The 26,112-nt window shown below is 69.4% G+C and carries 30 protein-coding genes; 7 read left to right on the top strand and 23 right to left on the bottom strand.

Annotated elements, in window-relative coordinates; all coding sequences use genetic code 11:
* Window positions 1-169: 169 nt before the first annotated feature.
* Genes DFJ66_RS13480 through DFJ66_RS42730 form a run of 3 tightly spaced genes read left to right on the top strand, consistent with a single transcriptional unit; the run spans window position 170 to window position 1,418 of the window.
* The gene (locus DFJ66_RS13480) at window positions 170-601 is read left to right on the top strand and encodes a hypothetical protein (RefSeq protein WP_121221289.1); all 432 of its coding nucleotides are present in this window, start codon (window positions 170-172) and stop codon (window positions 599-601) included.
* Window positions 602-603: 2 nt separating this feature from the next.
* On the top strand, window positions 604-1,266 hold the full coding sequence (locus tag DFJ66_RS13475) for a DUF6338 family protein (protein WP_121231114.1): 663 nt from the start codon (window positions 604-606) through the stop codon (window positions 1,264-1,266).
* Window positions 1,242-1,418, top strand: coding sequence for a hypothetical protein (locus DFJ66_RS42730; RefSeq protein WP_170199379.1), 177 nt, complete (start codon window positions 1,242-1,244; stop codon window positions 1,416-1,418). Before DFJ66_RS13475 ends, DFJ66_RS42730 begins: the two co-directional genes overlap by 25 nt.
* Here the strand turns inward: DFJ66_RS42730 and DFJ66_RS13470 are convergent.
* Window positions 1,403-4,129 carry a CHAT domain-containing protein gene (locus DFJ66_RS13470; RefSeq protein ID WP_147459259.1) on the bottom strand — a complete coding sequence of 909 codons (2,727 nt, stop codon included), beginning with the start codon at window positions 4,127-4,129 and terminating at the stop codon, window positions 1,403-1,405. The two genes, DFJ66_RS42730 and DFJ66_RS13470, sit on opposite strands and share 16 nt — an antisense overlap.
* A 169-nt stretch (window positions 4,130-4,298) precedes the next feature.
* Here DFJ66_RS13470 and DFJ66_RS13465 point away from each other — a divergent pair, with 169 nt between their 5' ends.
* Window positions 4,299-5,672, top strand: a complete 1,374-nt coding sequence (locus tag DFJ66_RS13465; protein ID WP_147459258.1) for a pentapeptide repeat-containing protein — start codon at window positions 4,299-4,301, stop codon at window positions 5,670-5,672.
* A gap of 43 nt (window positions 5,673-5,715) precedes the next feature.
* Here the strand turns inward: DFJ66_RS13465 and DFJ66_RS13460 are convergent, their stop codons facing one another.
* Entirely contained in the window at window positions 5,716-6,153 is a 438-nt protein-coding gene (locus tag DFJ66_RS13460; RefSeq protein WP_211351133.1) for a hypothetical protein, read from the bottom strand.
* Window positions 6,154-6,271: 118 nt separating this feature from the next.
* Here DFJ66_RS13460 and DFJ66_RS13455 point away from each other — a divergent pair, with 118 nt between their 5' ends.
* The 3 genes from DFJ66_RS13455 to DFJ66_RS13445 all read left to right on the top strand — a co-directional run bounded on the left by DFJ66_RS13455 (window position 6,272) and on the right by DFJ66_RS13445 (window position 8,376).
* A complete protein-coding gene (locus DFJ66_RS13455; protein ID WP_147459257.1) occupies window positions 6,272-6,898 on the top strand; it encodes a TrmB family transcriptional regulator in 627 nt (208 codons plus the stop codon).
* Between the two features lie 315 nt (window positions 6,899-7,213).
* Complete coding sequence (locus DFJ66_RS13450) at window positions 7,214-7,951, top strand: DddA-like double-stranded DNA deaminase toxin (RefSeq protein WP_121221281.1); 738 nt, start codon at window positions 7,214-7,216, stop codon at window positions 7,949-7,951.
* Between the two features lie 44 nt (window positions 7,952-7,995).
* Entirely contained in the window at window positions 7,996-8,376 is a 381-nt protein-coding gene (locus DFJ66_RS13445) for an Imm1 family immunity protein (protein ID WP_147459256.1), read from the top strand.
* A gap of 125 nt (window positions 8,377-8,501) precedes the next feature.
* On the opposite strand, the gene DFJ66_RS13440 is transcribed toward DFJ66_RS13445, so the two are convergent.
* The 21 genes from DFJ66_RS13440 to DFJ66_RS13350 all read right to left on the bottom strand — a co-directional run bounded on the left by DFJ66_RS13440 (window position 8,502) and on the right by DFJ66_RS13350 (window position 25,985).
* Window positions 8,502-9,098 carry a hypothetical protein gene (locus DFJ66_RS13440; protein WP_121231112.1) on the bottom strand — a complete coding sequence of 199 codons (597 nt, stop codon included), beginning with the start codon at window positions 9,096-9,098 and terminating at the stop codon, window positions 8,502-8,504.
* Between the two features lie 17 nt (window positions 9,099-9,115).
* On the bottom strand, window positions 9,116-9,613 hold the full coding sequence (locus DFJ66_RS13435) for a hypothetical protein (RefSeq protein WP_246029739.1): 498 nt from the start codon (window positions 9,611-9,613) through the stop codon (window positions 9,116-9,118).
* Window positions 9,610-9,867 carry a hypothetical protein gene (locus DFJ66_RS13430; protein ID WP_121221277.1) on the bottom strand — a complete coding sequence of 86 codons (258 nt, stop codon included), beginning with the start codon at window positions 9,865-9,867 and terminating at the stop codon, window positions 9,610-9,612. The genes DFJ66_RS13435 and DFJ66_RS13430 overlap by 4 nt, the downstream gene beginning before the upstream one ends.
* Window positions 9,868-9,897: 30 nt before the next feature.
* On the bottom strand, window positions 9,898-10,455 hold the full coding sequence (locus tag DFJ66_RS42725; protein ID WP_246029738.1) for a DUF4192 domain-containing protein: 558 nt from the start codon (window positions 10,453-10,455) through the stop codon (window positions 9,898-9,900).
* Between the two features lie 2 nt (window positions 10,456-10,457).
* Window positions 10,458-10,934: a hypothetical protein gene (locus DFJ66_RS42720; RefSeq protein ID WP_170199375.1), complete on the bottom strand. Its 477-nt coding sequence runs from the start codon at window positions 10,932-10,934 to the stop codon at window positions 10,458-10,460.
* A 44-nt stretch (window positions 10,935-10,978) separates the two neighbouring features.
* The gene (locus DFJ66_RS13420) at window positions 10,979-12,817 is read right to left on the bottom strand and encodes a vWA domain-containing protein (RefSeq protein WP_121221274.1); all 1,839 of its coding nucleotides are present in this window, start codon (window positions 12,815-12,817) and stop codon (window positions 10,979-10,981) included.
* Window positions 12,818-12,846: 29 nt separating this feature from the next.
* Complete coding sequence (locus DFJ66_RS13415) at window positions 12,847-14,022, bottom strand: AAA family ATPase (protein WP_121221272.1); 1,176 nt, start codon at window positions 14,020-14,022, stop codon at window positions 12,847-12,849.
* Window positions 14,023-15,111: 1,089 nt separating this feature from the next.
* Complete coding sequence (locus DFJ66_RS13410) at window positions 15,112-17,628, bottom strand: BTAD domain-containing putative transcriptional regulator (protein ID WP_246029737.1); 2,517 nt, start codon at window positions 17,626-17,628, stop codon at window positions 15,112-15,114.
* Between the two features lie 30 nt (window positions 17,629-17,658).
* Entirely contained in the window at window positions 17,659-18,021 is a 363-nt protein-coding gene (locus DFJ66_RS13405; RefSeq protein ID WP_121221270.1) for a hypothetical protein, read from the bottom strand.
* 18 nt (window positions 18,022-18,039) lie between these two features.
* Window positions 18,040-18,459, bottom strand: a complete 420-nt coding sequence (locus DFJ66_RS13400) for a pilus assembly protein TadG-related protein (RefSeq protein WP_170199373.1) — start codon at window positions 18,457-18,459, stop codon at window positions 18,040-18,042.
* Window positions 18,456-18,902: a TadE/TadG family type IV pilus assembly protein gene (locus tag DFJ66_RS13395; RefSeq protein WP_121231104.1), complete on the bottom strand. Its 447-nt coding sequence runs from the start codon at window positions 18,900-18,902 to the stop codon at window positions 18,456-18,458. The genes DFJ66_RS13400 and DFJ66_RS13395 overlap by 4 nt, the downstream gene beginning before the upstream one ends.
* 2 nt (window positions 18,903-18,904) lie before the next feature.
* Complete coding sequence (locus tag DFJ66_RS13390; RefSeq protein ID WP_121231102.1) at window positions 18,905-19,312, bottom strand: TadE family protein; 408 nt, start codon at window positions 19,310-19,312, stop codon at window positions 18,905-18,907.
* A 5-nt stretch (window positions 19,313-19,317) separates the two neighbouring features.
* A complete protein-coding gene (locus tag DFJ66_RS13385) occupies window positions 19,318-19,506 on the bottom strand; it encodes a hypothetical protein (RefSeq protein ID WP_121221268.1) in 189 nt (62 codons plus the stop codon).
* Window positions 19,507-19,520: 14 nt separating this feature from the next.
* Window positions 19,521-20,396 (bottom strand): type II secretion system F family protein, encoded by an 876-nt coding sequence (locus DFJ66_RS43470; RefSeq protein WP_211351131.1) that lies wholly within the window; start codon window positions 20,394-20,396, stop codon window positions 19,521-19,523.
* Window positions 20,393-21,232 carry a type II secretion system F family protein gene (locus DFJ66_RS43465; RefSeq protein ID WP_397556256.1) on the bottom strand — a complete coding sequence of 280 codons (840 nt, stop codon included), beginning with the start codon at window positions 21,230-21,232 and terminating at the stop codon, window positions 20,393-20,395. The genes DFJ66_RS43470 and DFJ66_RS43465 overlap by 4 nt, the downstream gene beginning before the upstream one ends.
* Window positions 21,220-22,554: a TadA family conjugal transfer-associated ATPase gene (locus DFJ66_RS13375; protein ID WP_121221266.1), complete on the bottom strand. Its 1,335-nt coding sequence runs from the start codon at window positions 22,552-22,554 to the stop codon at window positions 21,220-21,222. The genes DFJ66_RS43465 and DFJ66_RS13375 overlap by 13 nt, the downstream gene beginning before the upstream one ends.
* Entirely contained in the window at window positions 22,551-23,333 is a 783-nt protein-coding gene (locus tag DFJ66_RS13370; protein WP_147459255.1) for a CpaE/TadZ family protein, read from the bottom strand. Before DFJ66_RS13370 ends, DFJ66_RS13375 begins: the two co-directional genes overlap by 4 nt.
* Window positions 23,333-23,998 (bottom strand): SAF domain-containing protein, encoded by a 666-nt coding sequence (locus DFJ66_RS13365; protein ID WP_147459254.1) that lies wholly within the window; start codon window positions 23,996-23,998, stop codon window positions 23,333-23,335. The genes DFJ66_RS13370 and DFJ66_RS13365 overlap by 1 nt, the downstream gene beginning before the upstream one ends.
* Window positions 23,991-24,401, bottom strand: coding sequence for a hypothetical protein (locus tag DFJ66_RS13360; protein WP_211351130.1), 411 nt, complete (start codon window positions 24,399-24,401; stop codon window positions 23,991-23,993). The genes DFJ66_RS13365 and DFJ66_RS13360 overlap by 8 nt, the downstream gene beginning before the upstream one ends.
* A gap of 415 nt (window positions 24,402-24,816) precedes the next feature.
* Entirely contained in the window at window positions 24,817-25,425 is a 609-nt protein-coding gene (locus tag DFJ66_RS44220) for a hypothetical protein (protein ID WP_246029736.1), read from the bottom strand.
* A gap of 14 nt (window positions 25,426-25,439) precedes the next feature.
* On the bottom strand, window positions 25,440-25,985 hold the full coding sequence (locus DFJ66_RS13350; protein ID WP_170199371.1) for a prepilin peptidase: 546 nt from the start codon (window positions 25,983-25,985) through the stop codon (window positions 25,440-25,442).
* Between the last annotated feature and the right edge of the window lie 127 nt (window positions 25,986-26,112).

Raw genomic sequence — 26,112 nt, 5'->3', positions numbered from 1 at the left:
GCGGTCACTGCTCTAGGCGGGTGCCGCAACGGGGAGTGCCCGCAGCCCGACATGACCATTTGATCGAGTCTTGCGGAAAGGTCCGAATTCGCGCGTCCGCGGATTCGCGACGAGAGCCGGTCCGGCCCCGCTACTCTGGTCACGCGGTGTGCCGAGAGGGGGACGTGACGTGACCTCGTTTTTGGCTGAGTCACTGGTATCGGTCATCGTCGGCCTGATCATCAGCGTCGTGCTGGCCTTCCTGCCGGTGGGGAGCCGCAAGGTCGGTCGGCGCGCTGGCGCGGCGGTGGCGTTCCTACTGGCTGGCGAGGTGATCGTCCTGGTCAGCGACTCCCACGACTGGCTGCGCGGCGGGCTGATAGTGCTGGAGGCGGCGGTGTTGCTGCTCGTCGAACTCGGCGGCTCGGGTGTGCTGCCCGGACTGCTGTGGATCGCCGTTGCGGGCGTCGGGATGTGGAAGTGGTCCGAGCTCGGCCCGTGGGTCGCGTCGACCCGACCGTGGGTGGCCCTGGGCGCCGTCGGCGCTGCGGCGGTGTGCGGTTTCATGGCGTATGAGCGCAGGAGGTTCAGAATCGACCGGCGCACCATGAGGGGCATGTGATCGTGGGACAAGCTCCGTCCACCGTGCTCCAGGCGGTGTTGTTGGTCTTCTTCGTGCTGCCCGGCGTCACCTACCAGTTCCTGCGCGAACGGTGGCGCGGCCCGGTCCCCGGCGAACGCAACCTCGGCGAACGCGTGCTGCGGGCGATCACGGCGTCGATCCTGCTCGACTCCTTGTACGCCATCGCGGCGGGGCCGGAACTGCTGCGCCTGGCCCGGGGCAACCGGTCGACGGGATGGGACGGCATCTCCCAGCAGCCGCGGGTGATCGGGCTGTGGGCGTTGCTGCTGTTCGTCGTGGTGCCTGCGCTCGCGGCCGGTGGGGTCTCGCTGTGGCAACGCCGCAGGCTGCGCGCCCGCTTCCGAACCACGCCGACCGCGTGGGATCACATGTTCCGCCACCGCGGTTCCTGTTTCGTCCGCGTCCGGCTGAAGGACGGCACGTGGGTCGGCGGGTGGTACGGGTCCGGCTCGTACGCGACGTCCTACCCCGAGCCGGCCGAGCTGTTCCTGGAGTCGGCGTGGCGGATGAACCCGGACGGCAGCTTCGACAGGCGGATCAGCGGCACCGCGGGCTTGTACGTCCGCGGCGCCGACGCCGACGTGGTCGAACTGGTCCACCCACCGGTACAGGAGGAACCGTGTCAGACCCAGCGCACGACCTGACCCCGTTCGAGCGGGAGCTCCTCGCCGACCCGGGTCACAGCCGCGGCTACACGCCTCGCGACGGCGTCCCCGAGCCCGTGGTCGCACCGAAGGACCCGGCCGGCGCCTCGTCGACCGCCGAGACGCCCGAGCCCGATCAGGAACCGACGTGAACGTGCCCTGCCCACAGCGCGGGGAGGTTCGGGTACCGGTCGCGGACCGCGCGGGTGGCGTGGTGCACGGCAGCGGCCACGTCCGTGCCCGCTGCGAGCTGCCGGTAGACCGCGGCGGCGAAGTCCGGCGCGACCTTGTCCAGCACGGGCCAGAGCGTGCCGATCACGTGCGGGAACCCGGCGAGCTGGAACGCCGAAGCGAGGTGGATCGCCTCGTCGAAGAGCGTGCCGGGATGCGCCGTCTCGCAGGCGGACAGGAAGGCCAGCTCCGCGTTCCGCAGCTCCAACCGCGAGATGTCGAGCACGGTGAACGGACGCGATTCGTGATCGTGTAGCAGCAACCGACCCCGCGACGGGCTTTCCGGGTCGGCGATCGCGTGGCAGGCGAAGTGGGTCCACGCGCGCCCACGCAGCTCGGCGACCACACGATCCCTTGTGGCCTCCCAGTTGGCGAGCACGTGGGCGCGTGGGAACACCTCGCGGACGGCGGCGACCTCTGGACGCGCGTTGGGCAAGGGTGCCGCACCTGGTGTGGTGGACATCGAGACGATCAGCGGACGACTCGGCGCGCTCGGCGCGACTCGCCGCTTCCGGGCGTCCAGGAGCGCCCGCACCGTTGGCACATAAGAGGAGATCGCTTGGTCCAGCAGGGGCGCGTGGATCGGCAACATCGCCAGCGGCCCGGTCGGCACCCACCAGACCCGCGGCAGCTCCCCGTCGCGACGCAGATCCAGTTCGCCCACAACCGGGTCGACCAGGGCGTCGCGCACCCAGTCGAGCACACGGAGGACCGAGTTCTGCGCCTGCCTGTCGAGGGTGTTCACGGCGGCTGCCAGCGTGCGGACCTGGTCGCCGACCACGTCCACCGACACCTTCGGCAGCGCGAGCACTCGCACGCGGCCGGACTCGAGGATGATCGCGTCCGACCGGTACTTGCTGGCGTTGAGGTAGACGATCGGACCCTGGTCGGTCTGCGCGAGCAGATCCGGCAGACCAGGAGGCCGCGCGAAGTCCGCGAAACCCTCCTGCGACCGGATCCGCGTCACCACGCTTTTCCAGTGCAGGACCTCCCGGCGCCGTTGTGCCCAGTCGCGGTTCGGCACCTCGTCACCGAACGCGGGCGACGGCTCGTACATCGAGTCGAGCGCTTCGCGCAGCTCCTCGAACTCCTGCGCCAGCTCGGGATGTCGGGCGCGCAGGTCGGTCAGGTCGACACGGACGTCGAGGGCACGGGACAGCAGCACCCCGCGTCCCTGTTCGAGCATCGTCACGGCCTTCTCGTGCTCGCCCGCGCTGACGGCGCACGCGGCGGCCGTGACCGCGATCCCCGTCCACCTCCCGAGCAGGTGTTCCTGGTCCGTGCGTCGCAGTTCGTGCGCGGCGACCTCCGGCAGCCACTCGATGACGAGTTCGAACGCCTCGACCGCCTCGGCGTACTCGCCCGCCGAGGCCGCGATGTCGCTCCAGGAGAGTCCGGCGGTGAGCCGCGTCGTGACGTCGGTGGCCGGGTTGGAGGTGGCTTCGCGCGCCAGCGCCAGTGCTTCGACCAGATCCGTGCGATCGCGTTGCGCCAGGTACCTCATGTGCAACGCCATGGCGAGGTTCAGGCAATGCGTCGCACGTGCCGGATCGTCCGTCGCGGCGTTGTCGACCGCCCGCCGCGCGAAGTCGATCGCCTCGGCCAGGTCACCCGGCTCGGTCGTGCGCTCGTAGCGGACCCGCAGGGCGAGTGCGAGGTTGTTGTGGGCCACTTCGAAGAGTCGGTACCCGGGGGCCATGTACTCCACGGCCTGCCTGCCGATGTCCACCGCGCGTTCTATGTCGGCGGGCTTGCCCGCGATCTCGTAGCGCGTGACGAGCAGCCGGCACAACGTCGTCAGGTGCACCACCCGCACGTGCCTGCGCGTGTCCCGCAGCGTCGCCAGGTGCGCCCGTTCCACCGCGTCGATGGCCTCGTCGAGGTAAGCCGGGATCCGCGTGCGCAGGTACCTGCTGACCAGCACGGCGCTCAGCTCGCTCAGGCACAGCGCGTGGTGGGGGTGTCCGTTGGGAGCCGCGGCAACCGCCTGACGTCCGGCGGACAACGCCTCCTCGAGATCGGTGATGTCGCCGAAGTGGTCGTGTCGGACGCGCAACGCGCTGCTCAGCTGGGCCAGCAGACCGCTTCGGCGCGGGTTGCCCTCGGGCTCGGTACGCGTCGCCGTGCGTGCGACGGCGATCGCCTCGTCAAGGTCGGCGGTGTCCCGCAACCGCTCGTACCGACCACGCAGGGCCATGACGAGATTCGCTGCGTACGCGGTCCGGTTCGACTCACCCGCGCTTGCCCGGAGCGCCAGCCGCAACCTCTCGATACCAAGGCTCAACGCCCGCACATCACCGTTGCGGTCGAACTGCCCGATCAGGCCGATTCCCACTTCGTTGGACTCGAGCGCGGTGTCGGGATCGAACTCCTCGTCCTCTCGCTGACGGCGCCGCAGTCGCGAGTTCCGTATCAGGTTGAGCGTGCCACCGAGGATCAACATCACCGACAACGTCGGTCTGATCCACGGATGCTCTGGCAGTTCCGGTGCGGTGGCGAAGTACTGGAGAGCGATCATGCCACACCCCAGCACCGCCATCCTGATGTAAAAGGAGCTGAACCGGCCGACGGGCGCGAGCCCCACGAGCACCAGAGTGAAGGCGGCCATGAGCGCGCCGATCGCCTGTAACACACCACCACCCTATTCACCGCAAGCCCTCAAGTCAGTCGGGTCGTGAGCAGCCGTTAAACCCCATGGACACTGCGCGAGGAAGTCCGGGCGCTGCACGCGGAACGGAGGGGTAGCGGCACTTGGACCTGGATCACGCCGTCGGTGCGGTGTCCGGGCGTAGCCTCTGCCCGTGTTCAAGAGGAGCGGTGCCCGGAGGGGTCGATTACCTGCGTCGCGTCCGTTGGGGATGTCGTTGCTGCCCGTGCACGTCGTGCTGGCGGTGCTGATCGGGGTGGCCATCACGGTCGGTTCCGCGTTCGCGATGTGGTGGTGGCTGCTCGGCCATCCGCCGCTGACGCCCGGCGTTCCCAGCGACTTCAACGCCGAGAACCGCTATCGGCTGTTGACCATCGCGTTGACGGTCACCGGTGGCGTCGGCGGGGTCACCGCGTTGGTCATCGCCTACCGCAAGCAGCGCCTCGGCGAGGCCGACCACGCGCGCGAGGACGCCAGGCTGTTCAACGAGCGCTATGCCCGTGTCGCCGAGCAGCTGGGTTCGGACAAGGCGGCGGTGCGGCTCGCCGGTGTGTACGCGATGGCGGACCTGGCCGACGACTGGGCGACTCGCCGTCAGGTGTGCATCGACGTGTTCTGCGGGTATCTCCGGTTGCCCTACCGGCCGCCGGGCGGCGACGAGTCCGACGAGGACCGTGCGGCTCAGGAGGAACGGCAGGTGCGCCACACCGCGATCAGGCTGATCCGCGACCACCTGCGGCCCGGGGCGGTGGTCGGCTGGAACGGGCACGACTTCGATTTCACCTCGGCGGTCTTCGACGGCGGCGACTTCAGCGGCGCGGTGTTCGACGGTGGCACGGTGTCGTTCCGGTCCGCTCGGTTCGTCGGCGACGTTTCCTTCCGCGATGTGGTGTTCGCGGAGGGCGTTCAGGTTTCCTTCGACGACGCGGTGTTCGACGGCGCGAACGTGCCGTTCACCGGGGCGGCGTTCGCCGGAGGGCAGGTGTCGTTCCGTGCCGCGGACTTCCGCTCCGGCACAGTCGACTTCTCCAAGCCCGCGCAGTGGCGACTCCCGCCGGTGCTCGACTTGGAGAAGGCGGGGTCGGCGGTCCTGCCCAACTTCGACCAACTGGTGCGCGCCGTCCTCAACCACCCGTCCGTCGTCCAGGTCGACACGGCCACGCCGGGCAAACGGGCGGTGGCGATCCGGAAAGCGCACGCGATACCCGAGCACGAGCAGTTGATCGGCTACCTGGGGCAGGTCGCGTTCACCGACCGGCGCATCCACGTCAGTCGCGGGTTCACGATCCCGTACACGGAGACCGGGTCGGTGAGGTTCACCTGGCACACCGAGACCGTGGGCGGTGGCAACGACCAAGGCCCGACTTCCAGCGACATCACCTACGTCCATATCCACTACGGGGTCCACGAGGAACGGCTCTACGAACACGACAGCGCCTTGGTGGACCTGGTCAGGGCGATCAGCCGGCTCCCCGGGGTCCCGGCACAGCCGCTGCCACGACCCGGGCCGCCTGCTCCCCGGGCGTAGCGGCGCGCTGGGCCGGCATCCCCGGCCGAGCCCCTGACCGGGCTCAGGCGCTCGGGGCCGGCCTCTCGGTCAGCTCCCACCGGTCGCCGTGGCCAGTGGCGATCGCGAAAGCCTCGATCACCCGCTGGGCCGCCGCCGGATCACCGGCGAAGCCGACGGCGGCTTCGAGGTCGACCGGCGGCCCACCGGCGTAGCCGGCCGCCATGGCGATCATCCGCCGGTCACGGTCCGGCACGTCGGCGGCCGCCGCGAAGTCGACCACCGCCGCCCAATCGGTGACCTGCCCCATCCGCACGATCTCGCCGTCCCACGGCAGGTCCAGGATCGTCACCAGGTCACCGAAGCCCGGCTGGTCCGGAACCGCGGTGAAGGTCAGCAGATGCACGGCGGCCCGCAGGCCGAGTGAGGCGCCGGTAGCCGTTTTCCAGTCATCGCGGATCACGGTCGACGTCGCCGTGAAGGCAGGTTCCGCACCGTCCACAGCAGACGATCGTGCGACATCGTTGATGCGACTTGACTTCATGGCTGCAAGGAAGCGTTCATAGCCGTGCGGGTCTATTCATCCGGATGCGCACCGGGCCCGCAGCTCCGGCCGGGGCATGACCATCGCCGTACCACCACGAAGCGAGGCCGTCATGTCCGTAAACACCATCGACGGCGGGAAGCCGTCGGCCACCGAGAAGGCGCGAGTACGCACCGAGACGGAGGACAAGCTGTGGCAGGCGATGCTGGACAAGCCGGATGCCACGGCCGCCGAGTTGTCGACCGCCGCAGGCATCGGAAAATCCACGGCACCCAAAATCCTCATCCGCTGGCTGGAAGCGGGGTTGGTGACCCGCATGTCCGGTATCGCGGACGGAGGCCGCCGGGCCGCCGACCGCTGGTCCATCCGGGCCGGTGACCACAGCGAACCGCAGGACGAGCCACCCGCGCACGCCCAGGTCGTCGCCGTTGAACGTGAGGACCTGAAAGCTACGGATCCGGAGAAGCCGGGACGCCTCGCACCCGGCGCGCTGCGCGGGTTGGTCGAGGACTACTTGCGCGAGCACACGGGTGAAGCCATCGGCCCCACAGGGATGAGCAAGGCGTTGAAGCGTTCGTCGGGCGCGGTGGCAAACGCCTTGGAGAGGCTGGTCGCCGACGGCTACGCCGTGCGCGTGACCGACAAGCCCAAGACCTACGCGATCGCCCGCACCGAAAGCGACGCGGCCGCGATGTCGAAGTAGTAGAGGGTCTTTCCGTAACGTTGAGCCGGACTGCATGCCCGAATCGTCGGTGATCAGGCACGCAGTCCGGTTGTCGTTATGCGTCGACGAGGTCGGTGGCGACGCGGCTGAAGGCCATGGTCGGGCTGCGGGCCGCGCCGTCGCCGCCCCAGGTTGAGGTGGCGGGTCTGCCTGGTTGGTGCATGGCCCCCATCACGAGGTCGACGTCGCGACCCGTTCGTTGGGCCTGTCGGGTTGTCTTGTTCCCGAGCCGGTCTCACCGCCTGCGCACCCGTGCCACCATCCCGGCGGCCGGCGAGGCGAAGGGGGGCGTGGGTGGCGAGCATCGGAGCGGTCGTCGCGGCTTTGAAGGCCGCTGTCGAGCAGCTGCCTTTTGCTGCCTTGGCGGATGCCCTCGACCTGGCGCAGGACGCCAAGGTCCTCATCGAGCAGGCTGCAGCCGGCACTGGTCGAGACGAGTTCTCGCAGGTGCTCGACTCGTTAGACAAGGTCGTGGAGGGCATCACCCACCTGCAGGGGCGGTTGACCGCGATCCAGCGGACGACCACGGCGGCCATCAACCGGATGGAGGGCCACGGCGACACCCGAACCGTTGCTCCGCAACCGAATCAGCCGGGCAGCGGCTCTGCGGTCGCTGGGCCATCTGGTGACGAATTACCCGTTCAGGTGAAGCGGCTGTTGGGTGTCTTGCCTCAGCGTGACGAGCGCAATCAGAAGACTCAAGGCTTCTGGGTGGACGAGCGCGGCCATGAGCGTGGCCCCGTCACCAGCGGGCAAGACCACCTCAGCACACAAGCCACGGCGGAGCTGCGGCGGCTCGGTGTTGCTCCACCGCGCGGCATGCTCATGACGGCCGACCACGTGGAGGTCAAGGTGGCGGTCCAGCTGCGCGGTCTACCGGACCGGGCCGTGATGCTGGTGGTGAACAACGAACCCTGCGCCCGCGGTCCGTTCAGCTGCGATCGGTTGTTGCCGCGGATCCTGCGCCCTGGCCAGACCGTTACGGTGTACTGGCCTGGTGGCGTGAAGACCTACCGAGGAAGGGCTGCCTGATCGTGGGCTTTCACCTGGAAGTCGCCTACCGCAACGACCAGACCATGACCGAACTGCGGTCTGAGGATGACGTCGACCGCTTCCTCCGAGAGCTGAGAAGTGCCGGCCCCGACCACACAGCTGCCACGGTCTACGCCATCGACCCCGACGACGACAGCGACTTTCCCGACCACGAGCTGACCGTCGGCGTGGACGCCGCACGCAACGTCGGGGCCGTCCGCTATAGCGGAGAGTTGGGCACCTGGTACAGCCAGGGCACGACTGCTAACCCGCAGGGGGTGCGCTTCGCCTACTTCGGCAACGCCCACGACTTTCCGCCCGACGCGGAGGTTCCCTTGGCCGACGTTCGGGCCGCCGTGGTCGACCTGCTGATCAGCGGCGGTGCACGGTCGGCTGCTCTCAGCTGGCAGGAAGCCGTCGAGTAACTCAGTCGGGGCCGCCCCGGTTAGTCGAGGCCGTCCGAGGTTCGTGAGCGTGGGCGACGCGGGATGCGGGCACGCGTTCGGGACTCGTTCGTCACGGCCTTCCCCGTGATGGGCGCCTCCGGCGGTCATCCGCTGAGTTCGTGTTCTCGTTGGGCGGGAGTGGGGAAGTCGCATCGCTCGTCGCAGTCGTTGGTGCCCGCGCTGGTGATGAACGGGCAGTTGTTGCGGTGGGCTTTGGTGAAGGTGACGCTGCCGTCGGAGTGCTCGATGATGTGCAGCGCGCCGCCGTGGGTGTAGGCCCAGTTGATGTCGTCGGGGTCGATGCGATGTTCGGCGTCGAAGCCTTCGTTGGTGGCGAGCAGCGCGCTGATCGCGCCGTGCACGTGAGGCGAGATGACCTGTGTGGTCGGTGTCGTGGCGAGGATGGCGGCGGCGCGGTGCAGGAGCCGTTCGGTCAGTGGACCGAGGATGGTGACGGCGTGGGTGTCGAGGCGGGGCGTGGGGGTGTCGTGCCACCAGTTGCCGGGGGCGTCGGCGGCCAGGCTGGTCCAGGTCATCTGGTTGTTGAGGACTTCGGTGACGGCGAGGCTTTGGTCGAGGTAGAAGTCGCGCTCGACTCGGGCTCGGACGATCTGCCCGGCGATTTCCACGACGCGGGTGTGGTGGTAGCCGTGCGCGTTGGTTCCTGAGGCCTCGTCGCGTTCGATCATTGCGATGGTCATCCCGGTCTCCTCGGTGTTCATTGAGGCTCGGTGCCGGCTGCGGTGCAGTCGGGCCGGTGGCCGGCTGGGTCCTGGTTCATCCAGGTCGGTGGGGTGTCGTGGTCGGGGTCGAGGTGGTCGCCGAGGTCGGCCAGGGTGGCGACCGGTGCGACCGGGATCTCGGCCGAGCAGCGAGGGCAGCGTTGGAGCAGGAGCCATGCCTGGCCGGGGGTCGTGTCGTCGGGGATGAATCGCCAGGCTTGTCCTGTTGGCGGGTCGGTGACGGTGATGAGGTCGCCGGGGACCTCGCCGTTGCGGGTCGGGTAGGTGCGGTGCGGGTCGTCGGTGACCAGCACCGCGTCCAGGGGCACCTGGAGGGCTGCGGCGACGGTGCGGGCGACGCGGGCGCGACGTGCCCACCGGTTCCACGTTTCCCGTGTGTCGTGGCGGTGGTGGAACCCGTCGGGGTCGGCGGCGCGGTGGGTGCGTGCGGCGTGCACTGCCCGCTCGGCGAGTCCGGGTGCGGTGGTGGTCATCGTGACCACCCGAGGGCGTCGGTGGCGGAGTCGGGGAGGCGTCCGACTTGCTCGCCTGCGCCGAGCCACACCACGGGTGGGTCGGTGGGTGGGGTGCCGTTGCCTTCGGCGTCGTCGGGGGTGCACACGACGTGAGCGAGGAGGTGTTGCACCGGGTAGCCGGGCTGGGTGGCGATCCGCAGGGGCGTGGTCGGGTCGTAGGCGGACAGGGCGGCGATCGCCTCGCCCACGGTCGAGAGTCGGATGTCGGTCATGGCGGTGTCTCCCTCGGTGCTGCCGCGTGGTTATAGGTATTGGATGAGTTGGTGGCTTTCTTCGGCGGTACGTCGGAGGTCCTCTTGGGACACGAGGGCGTGGCCGGGGCGTAGCAGGTTCGCGACGGGGTGACCTGGTGCGGTGTCGTCGAGGTGGGCGAGGGCGGCTGCGGTGAGGCTGTGGTCGCCTTGGATGAATGCCGACATGGCCAGGAGGGCGGCCGGGTTGACGCGCGCGGGGCGTGGGGTTGTGGTGATCAGTTCGATCCACAGCTTTTCGGCGGCCTCGGCGTATTCGCCGGTGGCGAAGGACAGGCAGCAGTCGTGGACGAGGTTGTCGGTCAGGGCCAGGATGAGGTGTGCGACCTCGAAGTCGGACAGGCGCTCGGTTCGGGTTGCCGCGCGTTGGACGTGCGTGTCGACCAGGTTGAAGTTGGCGCGCCGCGTGCTGATCCCGCCGGGGCTGTTCGGGTCAGCCTTGGCTTTGTCGTTGGCTCGGGCGAGGCTGAGGATCACGGCGGCGCGGTTGAGGAGGATGTCGTCCGGGTCGAGGGTCAGGGCGGCGGTGGTCCGGTTGCCCCTGCTCATGATCACTGACCGCCGTTCGTGCCGGTGACCTTCAGTATCGGTTCCGGCTTGGCACGTCGGTGGAGGTTGTGGGGGAACCAAGGTCCGTCCCGGGAGCCGGTTTCGTCGCCGAAGACCAGTGCTCCCGCGTAGTGGCGGTGCAGGTGGATTGGGAGGTGTTCGGTGCCGCGCCGGTCGAGGATGCCGAGGGTGATCTCGGCGATGTGGCGGCGGATGGGGTGGCCGGCTGTTCCGGCGAGGCCGTTGAAGCGGACGGTCAGCAGCATCGTGCTCGGGTCGGTGTCGTTCCACAGTGTGCTGAGGGTGGTGGCGCCGACGGTGATCTCGACATGCGCTGGGAGGTCTCCTGTGTCGCGTGCGGTGATCAGGTCGGTGTGTGCGCTGTGGGCGAATGCGCCGAAGGCGTCGGTGTCGGTGGGGTCGTCGGAACGGCGTCCGTTGATCCACACGCCGGGTTCCCAGTCGTGGTCGATCAGCATGGTGGTGCCTCCGTTGTCGTGAGGTGTTCAGGGTTGTTGCGGGGTCATCGGGCGGCGCGGAGTGCGGCGGTGGCGGCGCGTCCTATTGCGGTGGCGATGTCGGTGGCGGGTGGTGCGGTGGCGAGGTGGTGTGCTGCTTCGGTGTCGGCGTCCGCCGGGGTGGCGCATTCCTTGAGCCACATGCACGAGCAGTAGAGAATCACGGTGCCGCTTGGATGTGCGATGGTCTGGAGGTTGTGGTGGATCAGGCGGTGGACGGTCGCGCCGGCCAGTGGGGTGTCGCGGTCGCCGAGGGTCAGCCACAGCACGGCGCATCCGGTGGCGCGCAACCGGTCGAGGCGTTTCTGTCCGTCGATGCGGGGTTGGTCGCGGTATTGGCCGTCGGACACGACGACCAGCAGGCGTGCCGCGTCGGGGCGGGACAGGCCGAGGGCGCCGTCGAGGGCGTCCAGGGCGGTGGGGATGTCCTCCCAGTCGTCGCGGGCGTGGAACAGGGTGACCTCGGTGGGGATCGTGCCGGGGCGGGTGATCGGGCGGACGTGGTTGCCGAAGATCACGGTCGAGGTCTGGGTGGGGGTGGTGGTGTGGCGGGCGGCGTTGGCGATGATCCAGGCGGTGGACGCGACGGACTCGGTGACCGCGCGGGTGGAACCGGACACGTCGCAGGCGATGCCCACCCGTAGCGGTGGTGTGGGGACCGGGGTGCGGGTGGTGCGGGTGAAGGGTTGGGCGGTGGGTATCGCTCCGGCGGCGCGTTGGGCGTCGGCGGCGAGCGCGCCGCGCATCCGCAGTCGGCCCGGCGGGACGGGCGAGGTGGACTTCACCGTCACGCGGTCGCGGATTCCGGCCGTGGTCAGCGCGCGGCCGAGGGCGCGTGCGGCGGCGCGTTCCTGGGCTGTGGGTTGGCGGGTGCCGGCGGTCTCTGTGTCGCCGTCGCGCGGACCGTCGGTGTTGAACACCTTTTCGCGGGCCTCGTGGGCGGCAGCGGCGGCGGCCGATTCGCGGGCGCGTTGCCTGGCGGCGCGGGCGGCGGGATCACGCGGTGGGCGGTGTTTGGCGACCGCACGTGCGACGTTGCCGAGTACGGCGTTGACGGCGTCGGACAACGCCGATGGATCGCCGGTCGGGTCGGGTGCGGGGTCGGGGTCGTTGCCGACGATGTCGCACCATTTGCGCCCGAGTTCGATCATGGTGTCGGCGTCGTCGTCGGCGGTGCGCAACGCTTTACGCCAGAGGACGCGTAGTTTGCGCAGGGTGTCCGCGCCGAGGATCTGTTCGGCGACGGCGGCCAGGGGTGCGGTTTCCTTGTGGGTCAGGATTGCGGCGTCGACGCGTCCCAGCAGCAGGGCGGCGGATCGGGCGGCGTCGGGCTTGGTCATCGTCGGCGGGGTGGACGGGTCGGCGAACAGGTCGGCGGCGACGATCTCCTTGGTGGACGCGCGCAGCCAGTGCCGGTCGTCGGGACGGCGGCGCACGTGCGCGGCCTCCATCCTGGCTTCCTCCAACAACCACGCGGCCTCGGCTACATGGGGCGGGGTGCCGTCCGGGGTCTTCCAGGTGGAGTGTTTGGCGTGTCCGCATTCGTGGGTGAACGCACCCCACGCGCCGGCGTAGCGGGCGCGGTCGGACGGGTCGGACGGCTTGGCGGTGGCGGGGTCGATCTTGATGCGGTCGCCGTCCAACTCGATCAGGTCCAGGGCGGGGTAGAAACACGCCGGCGCGCCGGCGCCCGCGCCGGGCGCGATGGTGACCACGATGCCCTCGCGGTCGGCGATCAGGGGCACCTCGTCGGACAGTGCGGCGGACAGGGTGAGCCATTCCGGGCGACTGGGGAACACGGCGGTGCCGGTGGCGGTCGGGTCGGCGGTGATGTGCGTGCTCATCGCGAGTGTCCTTTCCGGACGGTCCGGCGCTAGATGCGGGGTCCGAGTGCCAGCGGGGTGACGGGGGCGCCGAACACTTGGCGCACCACGGTGGCGACGGTGTCGCGGTCCTCTTCCGGGGCGGTGCCCACGAGGTTCCCGGCGGCGGCGTCGACGCCCAACACGCTGGCGATCTTCTGGAACGCCAACAGTTCCCGCAGTTGCGGTGCCCAACCGATCTCGCCGTTGGACTGTCGAGTGGCGAGGTTGCGCGCGATGGTCACCGCCCGCTTGTCGATCTTGAGTTGGGTGGCGAGGTCGTAGTCGGTGGACACGTGGATCTGTGCGCTGAACCGGGAGGACAGGGCGTCGGTGAGCACTGCGCCGTGCACTCCGGGGTTGTGCCCGGCGACCACGTAGAAGCCGGGCGCGGCGTCGACCGCCTCGCCGCCGTTGGCCTTGATGACGATCTGCCGGCGGCCGTCCATCGCGGGGTAGACCACGGCGAGCACGGTCGGCGGGATCAGGGTGGCGTCGTCGATGAACAACGTCCGGCCTTCGCGCATCGCGCGCACCAGAGGACCGTGCACGAACACGTACCGCCCGTCGCCGGTCTGGGTGTACTCGCCCACCAGGTCGGCGACCGTGGTGTCGCCGTCGCCCTGCACGGTCACCAGGTCCGGGAAGGCGGCCTCCACCACGGAGGTCTTGCCCGTCCCGGGCGGCCCGTACAGCAACGCGGCGACACCGGCCTCGCGCAACTTCCGCAACGCCGTGACGTCCGGCATCCCGGACAACCGCCGGGGGTGGTACGCCATCCCGTTGGGACGCATGACCGGCCCTGTCACCGCCGCAGTCGATGGTGGCGGCGCCGGAGCGGCGGGTGTCGGGGCGGTGGCGATCGGTTTCGTGCGACGTTTGCGGGGCGGCGGTGTACCGGTGATGATCGCGGTTGCGGCGACGGAGGAGGTCGTCGAGGAGGCCCGGTAGGCCAACGGTGACCCGGGCACGACCTCCGCGTCACCCCGGGCGGCCAACGTGCGGCACGCGTTGCCGACCGCGCCCGAGGACCGGTTGAGCGTCCGCGCGATCGCGCGGGGTGTGAGCGTCGAACCCGCCGGTGCGTCGGCGAGGACCCGGGCGACCATCGCCCGGAGTTGCCCGTTGCGCAGGCGCGAGGCCGGCGTCGAGAGGGCGGTCGGCGTCGAAGGCACGGGTGCGGACATGGCGGCAACCCCTTCCGGGCGCGGGTGTGGTCGGTCGTGTGTCGTGCGGCGTTTGCGTTCGCGCGGATGGTGGGGGACCGGGCGCGGCTACGGGCGCCGGCTAATCGAATGCGCCGAAATCCGGCAGCTCACTACAAAACACGCCGTGTTCTTCGATGATTTCGTCACGGGCGTAGACACCGCGCGCGACCCGCAAGTACCGGCGGCCGTCGGAACACCCCGGGCAACCGGTGGACGGCAGTTCGAAGAACCCGCGCGCCCATCGGCGCGCAACGTCCGGGCGAACACGTGGGAATTGCTGCGCATCCATGTCGAACCCCCGACCTGTGGGCATGGCTCACGCCATGATCGGTATGTGGGAAACGAATTCGGGTTGTTGGGCCGGTCTATTCGGCCCGTCCCGCTTTCGGTTCAATCATTACTCCGCTTCCGGTGGCGCGCAACCGCATTCACCCGATTTTCCAAGACTCTTTTCGGCGGAATGTGGGCGGGTCGCGACGTGTGGAAACGGGCGCGGCATGCGCGGCGAAACAATGACGGGCGGACGGCGGTCAACAAAGCCGAATACATGCCGTGGAAACCATGCATTTACTGAGAAAGCGGTTGTCGATGTGGAGGTGAGCCGACCTGCCCGCGAGACCCGCGCGGAATGGATCGTCGGTGAAGTCGACCACCGCCTCGGCCCCGATGTGCTCGCCAGCTTGTGCCCAAGCGAGTCTGGGACGGCGACGGAACCCTTACCGCCACCCTCACCCGGGACCTTCCCGTACCTGACCGGATCCGGTCTAACGTGATCCCCAACCTGATCCCCAATTTGATCCTGTGTATGCACCCCGGACGCTGCGGTGTCCCAGGCGACACCCGTCGCGCGGCATCACCTACTCCGTCTCGCGGATCTCGCCGGCCACTCAGGTCGTGCCTTCTGCATGGCGGACGAGGCCTCTGGGTGTTCAAATCGACTTCCGTCCCGGTCAATCATTCGGCAATGCCTGATGTGGTGCACGGTAGCATTGACGGCCGGATGGTCGAAAACTGGCGTAGGCCGGATTCGGTCGCTCTTTGCCGGAGTTCTTTGGATGCGGATGTCTTTCAGTTGCCGACCGGTCGCACCTCTGCGACGGCCTCGCCGCGCGCGCGGAGGTGTTGTGCCAGGCTCACGGTGTGCTCGCTGGGACGCTCACCGATTTCTCCGAGCCGGGCGGCCAGCAGGTCCAGTGTGCGGGGAATGGCGTCCACCTGTCCCAGGCGTTCCTGCAATCGCATGATGTCCCGGTAGATCAGTTCGTTGTGCGGGTCGGAGAAGCATGCCACCTCCAACAGGTCAAGCGTTTTCTGCGGGTCCTTCTCGATCAGCGCGCGGGCGAGCGCCGCCACGGCGTCGATGAAATCTCGGCGCACGGCCTCCCTGGTCGCCTCGATCCACTCGGCGTCGAGGCCGTCGGCCAGCGGACCCGTGTAGGTGTCGACGATGCGCTGGTATGCCTCGGCCCGCTCCGGATCGGTGGTCGCGGTGCGGCGTCGAGCCACCGCGGCGGCGAAGCGGTGGTAGTCGACCTCGACGAGGTTGGGGTCGAGTCGGAAGCGGCCGTCGCCGGTGAGGACGATGTCGGGCACGGTGCCGTTGGTGGCGCTGGACAACCATCGGCGCAGGCGGCTCAGGGTGGTGTTCAGCGCGTTGGTGGTCTTGTGGGGCGGGCTGTGAGCCCACAGGGCTGCTATCAGGGCGTCGCGGCTCACGCCGTCCGGATGCACTGCCAGAAAAACCAGCAGTTCGCGGACGCGCGGTTGGAACGCCGAAGTGATCTCGTGCTCGGCGTCGGAGTGCCCCGGCCCGGGACGCCACCACATCCGGGGAGGACCCAGCACCGCGATCCGCACCGGCACGGGGTCTCCACTGCCGGGACGCTCACGGAGATCAATGCTTGTCTGCCCGATGCTGGCGCCAGGGGATGTCGGCAGGGGTTCCACGATCTCGAGGTCTCGTTCGACCGGCGGGGAGTCGTCGGTGGGCTCGGCGTGATGCAGCAGCTGTAGCAGGTCGTTGAGGTGCTGGTCGGTCAGGTGGAACATGCGGGTGCCGCGGAGGTGGTCGCCTCGGCCGGGACTGGTGGCGGAGACGGTGCCGTCGTCGCGGACGTAGGCGGTGCATCCCGGCGTCCATTGCCCGAGCAGGAGGGCCGCGATACCGAGGTTGTGGCCGTTGTCCAGCACGGCTTGCAACCGCCTGTTCTGCTGCTCCACTGGCCGCGCTATGACGATCAAGGGCGCCGAGCCCCCGTTCTCGTGCGGCTCGTGTGCGCGAATGGTCATCTCGGCTTCCACCTCGTCCAGAACGGAGGCCAGATCAGGAAGCACGCGCAGCGCACTGGGCAAAACCGTCCCGGCGGGATCTCGTCCCACAAGGATGGCGAGGTCTTGCGCAGGTGTCAGCACGCGGGCGTTGCTGGTCGAGTCGGTGGTGGTCAAGGCGGTAATCAGCAAGGCTCGGGCGGTGGCGACTGAGCCTGCGCCGACCAGGCCGAGGCCCTCCGTGGCGGCGATTGCGATCGCCACCTCTCGGCCGTCACGGATTCCCACAGGCAGCACCGGCCCGGGTTCGCCGGCCGCAGAGCGGGCGTCTGGTGCGACCGGCGAGGGATCTCCCGGGTGGTCCTCATTCGCGGCGTGCAGGTGGGTGAGTCGCAGCTGGTAGACCACGGGTGTCACGGGCAGGTCGGTCCGGTCGCCGCTGCCGGGGCGGTACCGGCGTCGGTAGCGGCGGCGTGCCACGGCCAGTGCCGTGCTGATGGCTGCGGCTAGACCGGTGCCGACGAGTATGCCCTCGGGCCAAGCGAACTCGTGTTCACCCGCCGGGGTCGAGAGGGTTGCTTGGTTGTCGGGTAAGGGCGGCGGCGTCCGGGTCGCCGGGGTTGGTGGTGTGCTCGGGTCCTGTGAAGGTGATGGTTCTTCAGCCGGCGCCCGGTACTCCGGTTCTAGACGGTCGGTGACTGGCGGGAGTGCGTAAAGCTCGCCAGGGAAGATCAAGTCAGGGTTGAACAGCCGGTCGCCTGTGGGTTGCGGCTTGCCCTTGTTCAGCTCGAAGATCTCCGGCCATCGAGCGCCGTCGCCGAGGGTGCGCTCGGCGATGCGCCAGAGGGAATCGTGGACCCCGGTGTCGGGGTCCGGCGGCAGCACCTCGACGGTGGCGGCGGTGGTGCTCTCTGAGACCGGTTGGATCAGCCCGGCTGGCAGCGAGGTAACGGGTTCGACCGCGGGGCGGTGGTGGCTGAGCGAGAGCACGATCGCGCCTACGAGCCCGGCGGCCAGCCGGTGGACCGGTCCGGTCGCCGTCAGTCGCATGCCGCGGACGACCGCGACCACACACCGCGTCACATCCCAGACGAACCGCGCCCACACCAGCCAACCCGCACACGCGAGGACGTCCAGCAGGAACGACGTTGTCGTCGGGCTTAGCAGCACTCGACCGACTTCCGCGGTGGAAGGTGCGTGGGTGGGCAAGGGCCAGCCGACGAAGGTGATCAACGCCCATGGAAGGCCCATCAACAGCGCGCCCAGGGCGGCGGTGGTCAGCAGGAGACGGGTGGCCCTTCCGGCGACGTGTGACACGGTGGCCTCGATTCCTGTGCGGCGAATCGGCTACCGCTCGGCTGCGGCCGTCGACTCGCGGGGTGCTCCGCTGTGCGGCGCGAGTGGGACGACCGGAGCGACGGGTTTGGTGGTCTTGCGGCGAGGTCCGCGGGACGGCTTGCGGCCGGTGAGCCATCGTGTGAGGTCGGTGGCGGGTAGGTCGGTGAACCGTGCCAGTTCGTCGATGCCCATGACGTCTCGGGCTCCGGTGATGACGTCGCCGAGTTGCCGTTCGACGACCTCCAGTTGCTCGGCGAGGCCGGAGCGGCGCTGGGCGAGTTCGGCGACTTCTCGTGCGGCGGCGGCTCTCCTTGCGCTGCGGGTGGCGTCGGCTTCCTCGACCCGCTGCTCGATCTCTTCCGGTGTGGCCATGACGAACTCCTTCCCTTGTCAGGGTTCGATTTCGATCACTCCGCGTTGGGGGCGGGCGGCGGCCCGAGCCTGCACGGGTAGCGAGCCGATGCCGACCAGGCCGAGGAGTTGGGTGGGTTGGGATGTGGTCACGGTGACCGTGACGGTGTCCTCCGCGACGACGACCGAGCCGGTGGCGCCTTGGGCTGCCAGATGTGCGTAGGCGTGGGCGGCTGCTTGGGAGGGCACGAGCCGGACTTCCCCGTTGTTGCGGTAGGCGGCGAGGTCGATGGCCTGGGCTCCCGCCCGTGCTGCAGCTTCGGCTTGCCCGTGGGCCCGCAGTTTGGCGGACAGTGCGAGGCCGCCGTCGAGGGTGAGCCCGGTCAGCGCGAGGATGCCGGTGGTGAGCGCGACGACGAACGCCGTCACCTGCCCGTCGTCGGCCCGCCACCCGCTCATGGCGTGCTCCCGGTGCTCGAACGCCAGGTGTCGACGGGTTCCACCGCGCTCGCCGACAGGCGCCTGCGTGCCGGGACGCCGAGGAGGTGCGCGTCGCCGAGGTCGACGTCGCAGGACACGGTCACGGTGACGGTGCCGCCCGGCCGCAGGTCGCTGGCCGAGGTGTTGACCTCCGTCGATCGGCACACGACTCCGGCGGCGGCCAGCGCCGACCCGACCGTGTACTGGGCTGCGGCAACAGCAGCGGCAGGGGAGCGTTCGATGCTCGCCGCGCGGGCGGCCTGGTGGGCGGCGTCGTCGAGGCGGATACGCGCGTCCACGCCTCGATGAACGACCACCCCGGCGAATACCAACAGCATGATCAGGAACGGTGCGGCGATGGTTACTTCGGCGGCCACCGAGCCCTTGTCGCAGCGCATCCACCGTTGTAGCGGAGTCGTCATCGTCACCCGCCTGCCACGTCTGGAGTGAAGCGCTCGACCGGGCCTGCGGCTTCGGCGTGCACGGGCAGGCTCAGGAACGGCAGTACCGGGGTGGCGGTCCCGTGAACGGTCACCGATGCCGACTCCGCGTCGCGCCCGGCCGCCACGCTCGCGTCACGCAAGGGGCCGGACGCGAGTTGGTCGAGGACCTGTCGGGTGACCTCGGCCCCGGCTGATGACGTGCCGTTGTGGGCACGAGCCGTTGCCAGGCCTTGCGCTGCGGCGGCTTGGGCGATGTGGGTGGCGTGCGACCACAGCGCGAACTGCACGATCGCCATCAGCATCAACAGCAGCAGAGGGGTCGCGATCATGAGTTCGGCGCTGGCCGACCCACGGTCGTCCCGAGGCCATATCTGCCATTTGCGGTTCATGGCGATCACATCGTGATTCCGGCGGCCTTTTCGGTGACCTTGGCGACGACGATCGCGATCACCGTCAGCGCCCCGACCACGAGCAGCGCGGTCACCAGGACGGTCTCGGTCGAGTACCCGGCGTCGGAGTGGCGACGCACCAGCTCCCAACGGGCACGCAGCACCATCCACGACGAGGCGAGAAGCACACGCATGACGATCTCCGTTCCTAAAGTCCATTGAGGACTTGGGTCAGTGCTGGATATGCGATGAAGCCGAGGAAGCCCAGGAACAACGCCATCACCGGCAGGCTCATGCGTTCGGTGGCGGCTTGGGCTTCGCTTTCGGCTTCGATGACCTGGCGGGTGCGCATGGCTCGCGCCTTGGCGGCGAGGGAGGCGCGGATCCGGGCGCCTTCCACACCGGCCAGGTCGGCGGACGCGGCGAGTTCGGTCAGCTCGGCAACGTCGAGTTCCTCGCCGAGTCGCTGAAGAGCCGTCCACGGGGTGGTGCGGGTGAGGCGGGCGGTGTCCAGGGCGCGGCGGATGCGAGCGAACGCCCAGCCGGTGCCGGTCGCGGCCGAGTCGTTGAGCGCGCTGTCGATCCCCGCGCCTCCGGCCAAGGTGATCCACACGAGGTCCAGGTAGGCAGACAGCGCGTGCCGGAACGCGGTCCGCCGCCTGGCCGCCTCGGCCCGGACCCTCAGGTCGGGCGTCACGAACCCGACCACCGCGAGCGCGAGACCGACAACCAGCGGAACCTCCGGCACAGGCATGAACCCCGTGACCGCGAGGCCGGCCGTGGGCAATGCCGATGCCAACAGGCCGGCGACGCCCAGCACGGTCTTGTCGGCGAGGTGGTCCTGCGCCGACCTGCCGATGGCCACGAGGTCACGCTCGACGCGAACCCCGGGAAGCCCGAGCGTGCGCAGCACTCCCACAGCCGGCTGAACCAGGCGTGCGACGCGGGCCTCCGATGGGCGCTCGGGCGACGCCGTCACGCGGGCCAAGGCCGTGGCCAGCGACGGACGGGGCGGGAACAACCACGCCGCAAGGACCCACAGGCCCACGCCGGTACCGACAGCGAACGCGACCACCGCGATCACGACGGCCTCCCCGCGCCCGCCGCCAGGAACCTGTCCGGCTCGGCGACCCGAGCAATCCGGGCCAGCCAGGCGAAACCGGCCGCGAACAGACAGCCGATGACCAGGAGCACCACCTGGCCCGTGATGCCGTCGAACGCGTTCAGGTAGTCGCGGTTGAGCACGATCACCGCTATCGCGAAAGCCAGGGTGGTGCCGACGATGACACGCACCGACGTCCGGGTCCTGGCACGACCAGCCTCGACGCGCATCCGCATGGTGGCCTGGCCACGAGCGGCGTCCGCCAGCGACCCCAGCAGGTCGGCCAGCTGGCGGGTCTGCTGGCGGGCGGCCAGCACCAGGGCGGCGACTACGAGGTCCCCGACAGGGTCGTCCCACCGCTCGCCCAAGCGCCGCAGAGCCACCCCGAGGCGTTCGCCGGTCTGGATGCCGGACGCCAACTCGCCGACCTCGCCCCGGATCGCAGACGGCGCGAGCGGCGCGGTGGCGAGGATCGCCTGTTCCAGACCAGCGGCGGCCGACAGGGTGTCCCGCAGCATCTCCGCCCACGAGGCGATGGCCTCGATGCGCTGCACCCGACGCACGTGGCCGGGGTCGCGGCCCAACGCGCGGGGGAGCGCCCACGACGCGAGACCAGCCAGCAGGCCGCCAACGACCCATCCTGTGAGCGCACCGGCGACCACCCCGACGACGACCGCAAGGGCGCAACGCCAGGCTCGGCGTGGGTCGGTCTGGCCGCGGCGCGGCCGGGGGAGACCTGCACCTCGCCATCCACGAACCACCAGCAGCACGCCGATCGCGGTGCCGAGACCCAGCACGGCCGCAATCACGACGACCACCAGCCCTCGGCGCGCTCCAGCAGGCTGCGGTCGAAGCCCACGTCGCCGAGGTCGTCGGCGGTGTCCGCGCGCAACGCCCCGGCGACCGGACGGGCACGACGATCAGGGCCGGGCCGGAACACCTCGTTGGAGACGACGTCCGCACCGTCAGCGCCGACGACCTCCCGGACCGAGGACACCACCCGCTCACGACCATCCGCGGTACGCGCCAGGTGCACTACGAAGTGCACGGCCCCGGCCACCAGCATGGCGGTCGCCTCCAACGGCAGCCGCTCGACACCCTGCGCGGCGTAGGAAGCGAGTCGGGTGAACGCGATGCGTGAGTTGCTGGCGTGCAGGGTGGCCATCGACCCGTCGTTGCCCTGCGACATGGCGTTGCACATCGGGATGACCTCGGGCCCGCGGATCTCACCGACGATCACCCGGTCCGGGGACATCCGCAGCGCCCACCGGACCAGCTCGGCCTGGCTGACCGCTCCGACACCCTCGACGTTGGGCTCCCGCGCCTGAAGGGCCACGACGTCGGCGTGGACCTCGGGGTCGTGGTCGAGACCGAGTTCGAACGCATCCTCGATCGTCACGATCCGCTCCAGCAGGTCCATCTCGCCCGCCAACGCCCGCAACAACGTGGTCTTCCCGGCCGCGGTACCACCCGTGATCAGGATGTTCTTGCGCGCCTTCACCAGCGCCCGCAGAAACTGCTCCAACCCCCGGTCCACCGTGCCCCGACGCCGCAACTCCGGCAGGCTCGCCGACAGGTAGCCATGGCGACGGATCGACAGCGCCGTCACACCACCCGCGGTCAGGGACATCACCGCGAACAACCGCTCGCCGCCGGGCAACTGGACGTTCACCGCCGGACTGCCCGGATCGAACCGGCGCTCCTGACTCGACGCCCGCGCGGCCAACAACCGCACCAACTCGGTCAACTCCTCATCCGACGCCGCCACCGGCCGAACTCGCGCGCGGCGGCCGTCGGCGTACTGAACGAAGACCCGGTCGAACCGATTGGCGTTGATCGTCTCCACGGTCGGGTCGTCCAACAACGGCTGCAACCCCGCCATGCCGAACAGCTCGTTCATGACCTCCGCCACCACCCGTTCCTCAGCCCGCGCGGACAACAGCACGCGACCTGCAGCGAGCTCCTGCTCGGTGAACGCACGCAACGCCTCACCCAGTACCTCGCCGGTCCAGGCACTCCGGGCGCCGGCCCGCGGCTGACCCGCGTCGACGCGTCGAGCCAACTCGGCGTGCAGCCGCTCCCGAAGGAACTGGCGCAAGCGGAGTTCAGGGCCGGCGACGGAGACGGTCGACGAGCTCATGGCGCCAACCGCCCTTCGCCCTGGGCACCCGCGACAGCCGCCACCGGCACCGATTCCACCGCAGATAGGTGGGCGGACAGCTCGGCGGCGACCTTGTGTGCGAACCGGCCCAGGGCCGACCGTGCCGGCTCTACCCGCTGCCCCACGCCAGACCGCCCGCACAGCACGGCCGCGCCGACACGATCCCAGGGCACTCGTCCGAGTGGCGCGACACCCAAGGTCCACGCGACCTCGGCGGCGGAGTATCCCGGCCCCGCCAGCAGCAAGACCGCCCGCCGTCCCCAGCGACCCACGGCATCGAGCCGGTTCAGCAGATGCGCCAAGTCCTCGGCATACGCTCGAGTCAGCAAGACGACCACATCCGAACGACGCACCAGCGCCATCGCCGGCGAACGCTCATCCACCCGACCGCAATCGACCACCACCACGGTGCCGCGTTCATCGGCAGCGCGGCGAACAACGTCGATCCCGTCACCCAGCGCGGACAACGCTCCACCGGCCTGGTCGGCATCCGGAGGCGTGACAACCACACCCCAACCACCAGGAAGCGGACGGGAGTGCCGCCACAACGCCTCCGCGTCACAACCGTGCCGCACAGCGGCGGCCACACCCACCACACCAAGCCCCGCAGGCACACCCAACCGCACCGCAAGATCACCGCCGGACGGATCCGCCTCCAACAGCAACCCCCGACTGGGCCTCGGCCAGCAAGCCGCCAGCGCGGCAGCAAACGTCGTCACACCCGGCGAGCCCTTCAACGACAGCACGGAAACCAACATCACCGACCTCCGCCCGGAAGCAACACGACCGTCAACTGGCCCGCCGGCACCGCAGCGACCTCACGCGCCGCCGACTCACGAAGCTGCACCGCCACCACAGTGACCTGCTCGCCCGGCAACGCCGCCACCTCAACGACCACCGCCGACCACGAGCGCCCCGCAGCAGAACCACCCGGCTGATCCGCAACCGGCACCACCGACACCGACGCACCAGCTGCAAGACCAGGCGGCAACCGACCGGGCTTGAGCGCAAGCGCGACAATCCCTTGCCCCGCCTCGGGAAGGCTCACACGGCCCACAGCCCCTGGCGGAAGCAGCGACCCTGCGGGAAGGCTTGCAGCGACCGGCCTGCCGACCACCGCACTTACCTCATCCGCGTGGATGACCGCGACATCGGCATCCACCGCGACGCGGACCTCCCGCAGGTCCGTCGCCGCCAGCACCTGCCCGACCCGCACATCGCGTGCCAACGCCAGTGCCACCTGCCGGTCATCGGACCGCATCGAGATCACGACGAACCCACCAACGCAGCCCAACACCAACAGCCCACCGACCAACAAACGCGACACACCACGTCGCCGAGTGACGCCGCGCAACCGGGACGAACTCTTGCCAAGCCAGCGCTCGTCACCGGCAGTCGGCCTTTCGGCCACCGTCTCACTCATGGCCACCCTCCAGCCCTCGACGAACCTCGTTGAGCGCCTGCGCCTCGGCGACGCGAAGGCTGATGGCACCGGTGGTGGTCATGTCAGGCAACGTGCCGTTCTGCCCAGCACCGGACCACGACACCGTCCACCGCACGGTCGCCGTGACACGAAACGCCTGTGCGGGCTGGCTCGCGGACGAACGTCGGTAGACATGTCCGCAGTCCGGCGAAGGCGCCCTCGGGTCGACACCGGACGTGTAAGGCGTACCGGCGCCCGCGCACGTCACCGTCGACCCATCACCCATCGACCACTCCACCGACGCCGCGACAGCGATCGCCGTGACCGATATACCGGGCACGGAGGCGATCGCCGAGGAGGTCGTCCAGCCACTCGACAACCACATCCACGTCGGCAGATTCACCAACTGGTCCCTCGTAGGGCTCACCGCGATCGTCGGCGTGGGCAAGCGGAGACGTTCCCGAGCGGTCTGCGCCAACTCCGCAGGCGCCACCGGAGTGGAACTCGCTAGCCACACCGGACCGTGCGACAGCGGATCTTTGCCGTCCGGCGAGCACAGCACCATGAACCAGCCACCAGCCTGGTCCCCACTCGGGGTGGGACATCCTGCACGGGCACATGGCGACAATCGGCGAACGGGTCGTCCCCTTCGGGCGGATGGCCGGGCCCTGGGCGGCCGACCTCCCAACCCTGGTGGTCGCCTGTTCCGGCTGCGAGATCGCACCAACTTTGGCCGCAGTGGACCTCCCCGTAGGAGTCTGCCAATGCCGTGGAAGCGTTGAGAGACAACAAGAGCGCGACAACAACCACCGGGCGCGTCAACATGTCCCGATCTCCTGCACCGCGAACTTCACAACCCGCCACGCACCATCGGACTGCTGGGTCACGATCGCCTCGATGTGACGCCGTCCCCTTGGATCGTCGGCCACGGGCCGGCCGCTGACAGCCTCGTACCTGATCCAGTTCGTGGAATCCCCGCAGTCGGTGATCAGGACTTCCTTCGGCGCGCTTGGCGGTGTGGCGGCCTTCACCGAAGGGCTGAGGACGGGTTCACCCCGGCTGACCCAACCGCGGTCGTGTTGCGCCTTGATACCTCGCGTCAACAAGGACAACGCCTCACCGGTGGCGTAGTTCGCCAGATCGGGTGAGGTCCAGTCACCGGTAGCTCCGGCCTCGGCGAACGCCTGCCACATGCCGCGGTACGCGGCCATAGCGCCGCCCTCGGTCGAGCCTGGTGCCGGTGCGGACGCCTCGGTGGGGGAGGAGGCGTCCGCACCGGTCGGGGAGCCCGTCAGCGCGGGCGAGTCGGAGATCGCTGGGCTGCACGCCGCGACCGCGATGAAGGCCACCAGTGAAGTAGCGATGCTTTGAAAGAGATTCATGTCGTTCCTCAGATCGGTGTCGTCGCAGCGGAATGGGAGACACATCGAAGTTCTCTCACTCAGTCCGACGTCAGGGTGATCAGTGCGCCGCCGAGAATCGCGGGGCCGACTGCGATCGGATCACGGGTGGAAATTCGTCGAAGCAAGACCAGGGCAAGAGATGTGCCTCCGGCGAGCCCGATCGCTGTCACCAGACCTCTGGCCACCTGGTCCCAGCCGGCGTGGCCCAGGTACAGGCCGACGGCGGCGAGCAGGTTGGCGTCTCCTCCGCCGACGCCACCGCGCGCTGGGGCCGAGTGCAGTCCGACGAAGAGGACAGCTGCGGCGGCCAGCCCGCGGAGGAGAGCCCCGACGTCGTCCTCGACCAGGGCCGCCCACGTGAGTAGAAGAACTCCGCCGAGGCCGAGGGAACCGACGAGGACATGGGGCAAGCGGCGGCTGGCCAGGTCGATCTGGGCTAGCCGAACGCTGATGACCGCGAACCAGCACATGGCCGGCTGTTCTGGAGAGTCCGCGAACCGGTGAGCCACCAGCGCGAGCAACGCACAGGTGACCGTCGCGCAGGTCACGGTGGCCTCGCGCCTCCGCCGATCGGTCACCGACACGAATCGTGACGGTGTTCCTGTTGGTGTCCACTCGATTGGTACCGGCGTCACCTGAACGGGGATTTGTTGCGTGGACACACCACACTGGATGGGTAGGGACGACATATCCTCGACCTCTCGCGAGAAC

Source organism: Saccharothrix variisporea (assembly GCF_003634995.1).
GTDB classification, from domain to species: domain Bacteria; phylum Actinomycetota; class Actinomycetes; order Mycobacteriales; family Pseudonocardiaceae; genus Actinosynnema; species Actinosynnema variisporeum.
This window is presented reverse-complemented; position numbering and strand designations above follow the sequence as displayed.

Bases quoted from the DNA above. Each gene is read 5' to 3' on its own strand.
- DFJ66_RS13455 (WP_147459257.1), top strand. From the start codon at position 6,272: ATGACCATCGCCGTACCACCACGAAGCGAGGCCGTCATGTCCGTAAAC.
- DFJ66_RS13445 (WP_147459256.1), top strand. From the start codon at position 7,996: ATGACCGAACTGCGGTCTGAGGATGACGTCGACCGCTTCCTCCGAGAG.
- DFJ66_RS13440 (WP_121231112.1), bottom strand. From the start codon at position 9,098: ATGACCATCGCAATGATCGAACGCGACGAGGCCTCAGGAACCAACGCG.
- DFJ66_RS13435 (WP_246029739.1), bottom strand. From the start codon at position 9,613: ATGACCACCACCGCACCCGGACTCGCCGAGCGGGCAGTGCACGCCGCA.
- DFJ66_RS13430 (WP_121221277.1), bottom strand. From the start codon at position 9,867: ATGACCGACATCCGACTCTCGACCGTGGGCGAGGCGATCGCCGCCCTG.
- DFJ66_RS42725 (WP_246029738.1), bottom strand. From the start codon at position 10,455: ATGAGCAGGGGCAACCGGACCACCGCCGCCCTGACCCTCGACCCGGAC.
- DFJ66_RS42720 (WP_170199375.1), bottom strand. From the start codon at position 10,934: ATGCTGATCGACCACGACTGGGAACCCGGCGTGTGGATCAACGGACGC.
- DFJ66_RS13420 (WP_121221274.1), bottom strand. From the start codon at position 12,817: ATGAGCACGCACATCACCGCCGACCCGACCGCCACCGGCACCGCCGTG.
- DFJ66_RS13415 (WP_121221272.1), bottom strand. From the start codon at position 14,022: ATGTCCGCACCCGTGCCTTCGACGCCGACCGCCCTCTCGACGCCGGCC.
- DFJ66_RS13405 (WP_121221270.1), bottom strand. From the start codon at position 18,021: ATGGCCACACCGGAAGAGATCGAGCAGCGGGTCGAGGAAGCCGACGCC.
- DFJ66_RS13400 (WP_170199373.1), bottom strand. From the start codon at position 18,459: ATGAGCGGGTGGCGGGCCGACGACGGGCAGGTGACGGCGTTCGTCGTC.
- DFJ66_RS13395 (WP_121231104.1), bottom strand. From the start codon at position 18,902: ATGACGACTCCGCTACAACGGTGGATGCGCTGCGACAAGGGCTCGGTG.
- DFJ66_RS13390 (WP_121231102.1), bottom strand. From the start codon at position 19,312: ATGAACCGCAAATGGCAGATATGGCCTCGGGACGACCGTGGGTCGGCC.
- DFJ66_RS13385 (WP_121221268.1), bottom strand. From the start codon at position 19,506: ATGCGTGTGCTTCTCGCCTCGTCGTGGATGGTGCTGCGTGCCCGTTGG.
- DFJ66_RS13375 (WP_121221266.1), bottom strand. From the start codon at position 22,554: ATGAGCTCGTCGACCGTCTCCGTCGCCGGCCCTGAACTCCGCTTGCGC.
- DFJ66_RS13370 (WP_147459255.1), bottom strand. From the start codon at position 23,333: ATGTTGGTTTCCGTGCTGTCGTTGAAGGGCTCGCCGGGTGTGACGACG.
- DFJ66_RS13365 (WP_147459254.1), bottom strand. From the start codon at position 23,998: ATGAGTGAGACGGTGGCCGAAAGGCCGACTGCCGGTGACGAGCGCTGG.
- DFJ66_RS44220 (WP_246029736.1), bottom strand. From the start codon at position 25,425: ATGTGTCTCCCATTCCGCTGCGACGACACCGATCTGAGGAACGACATG.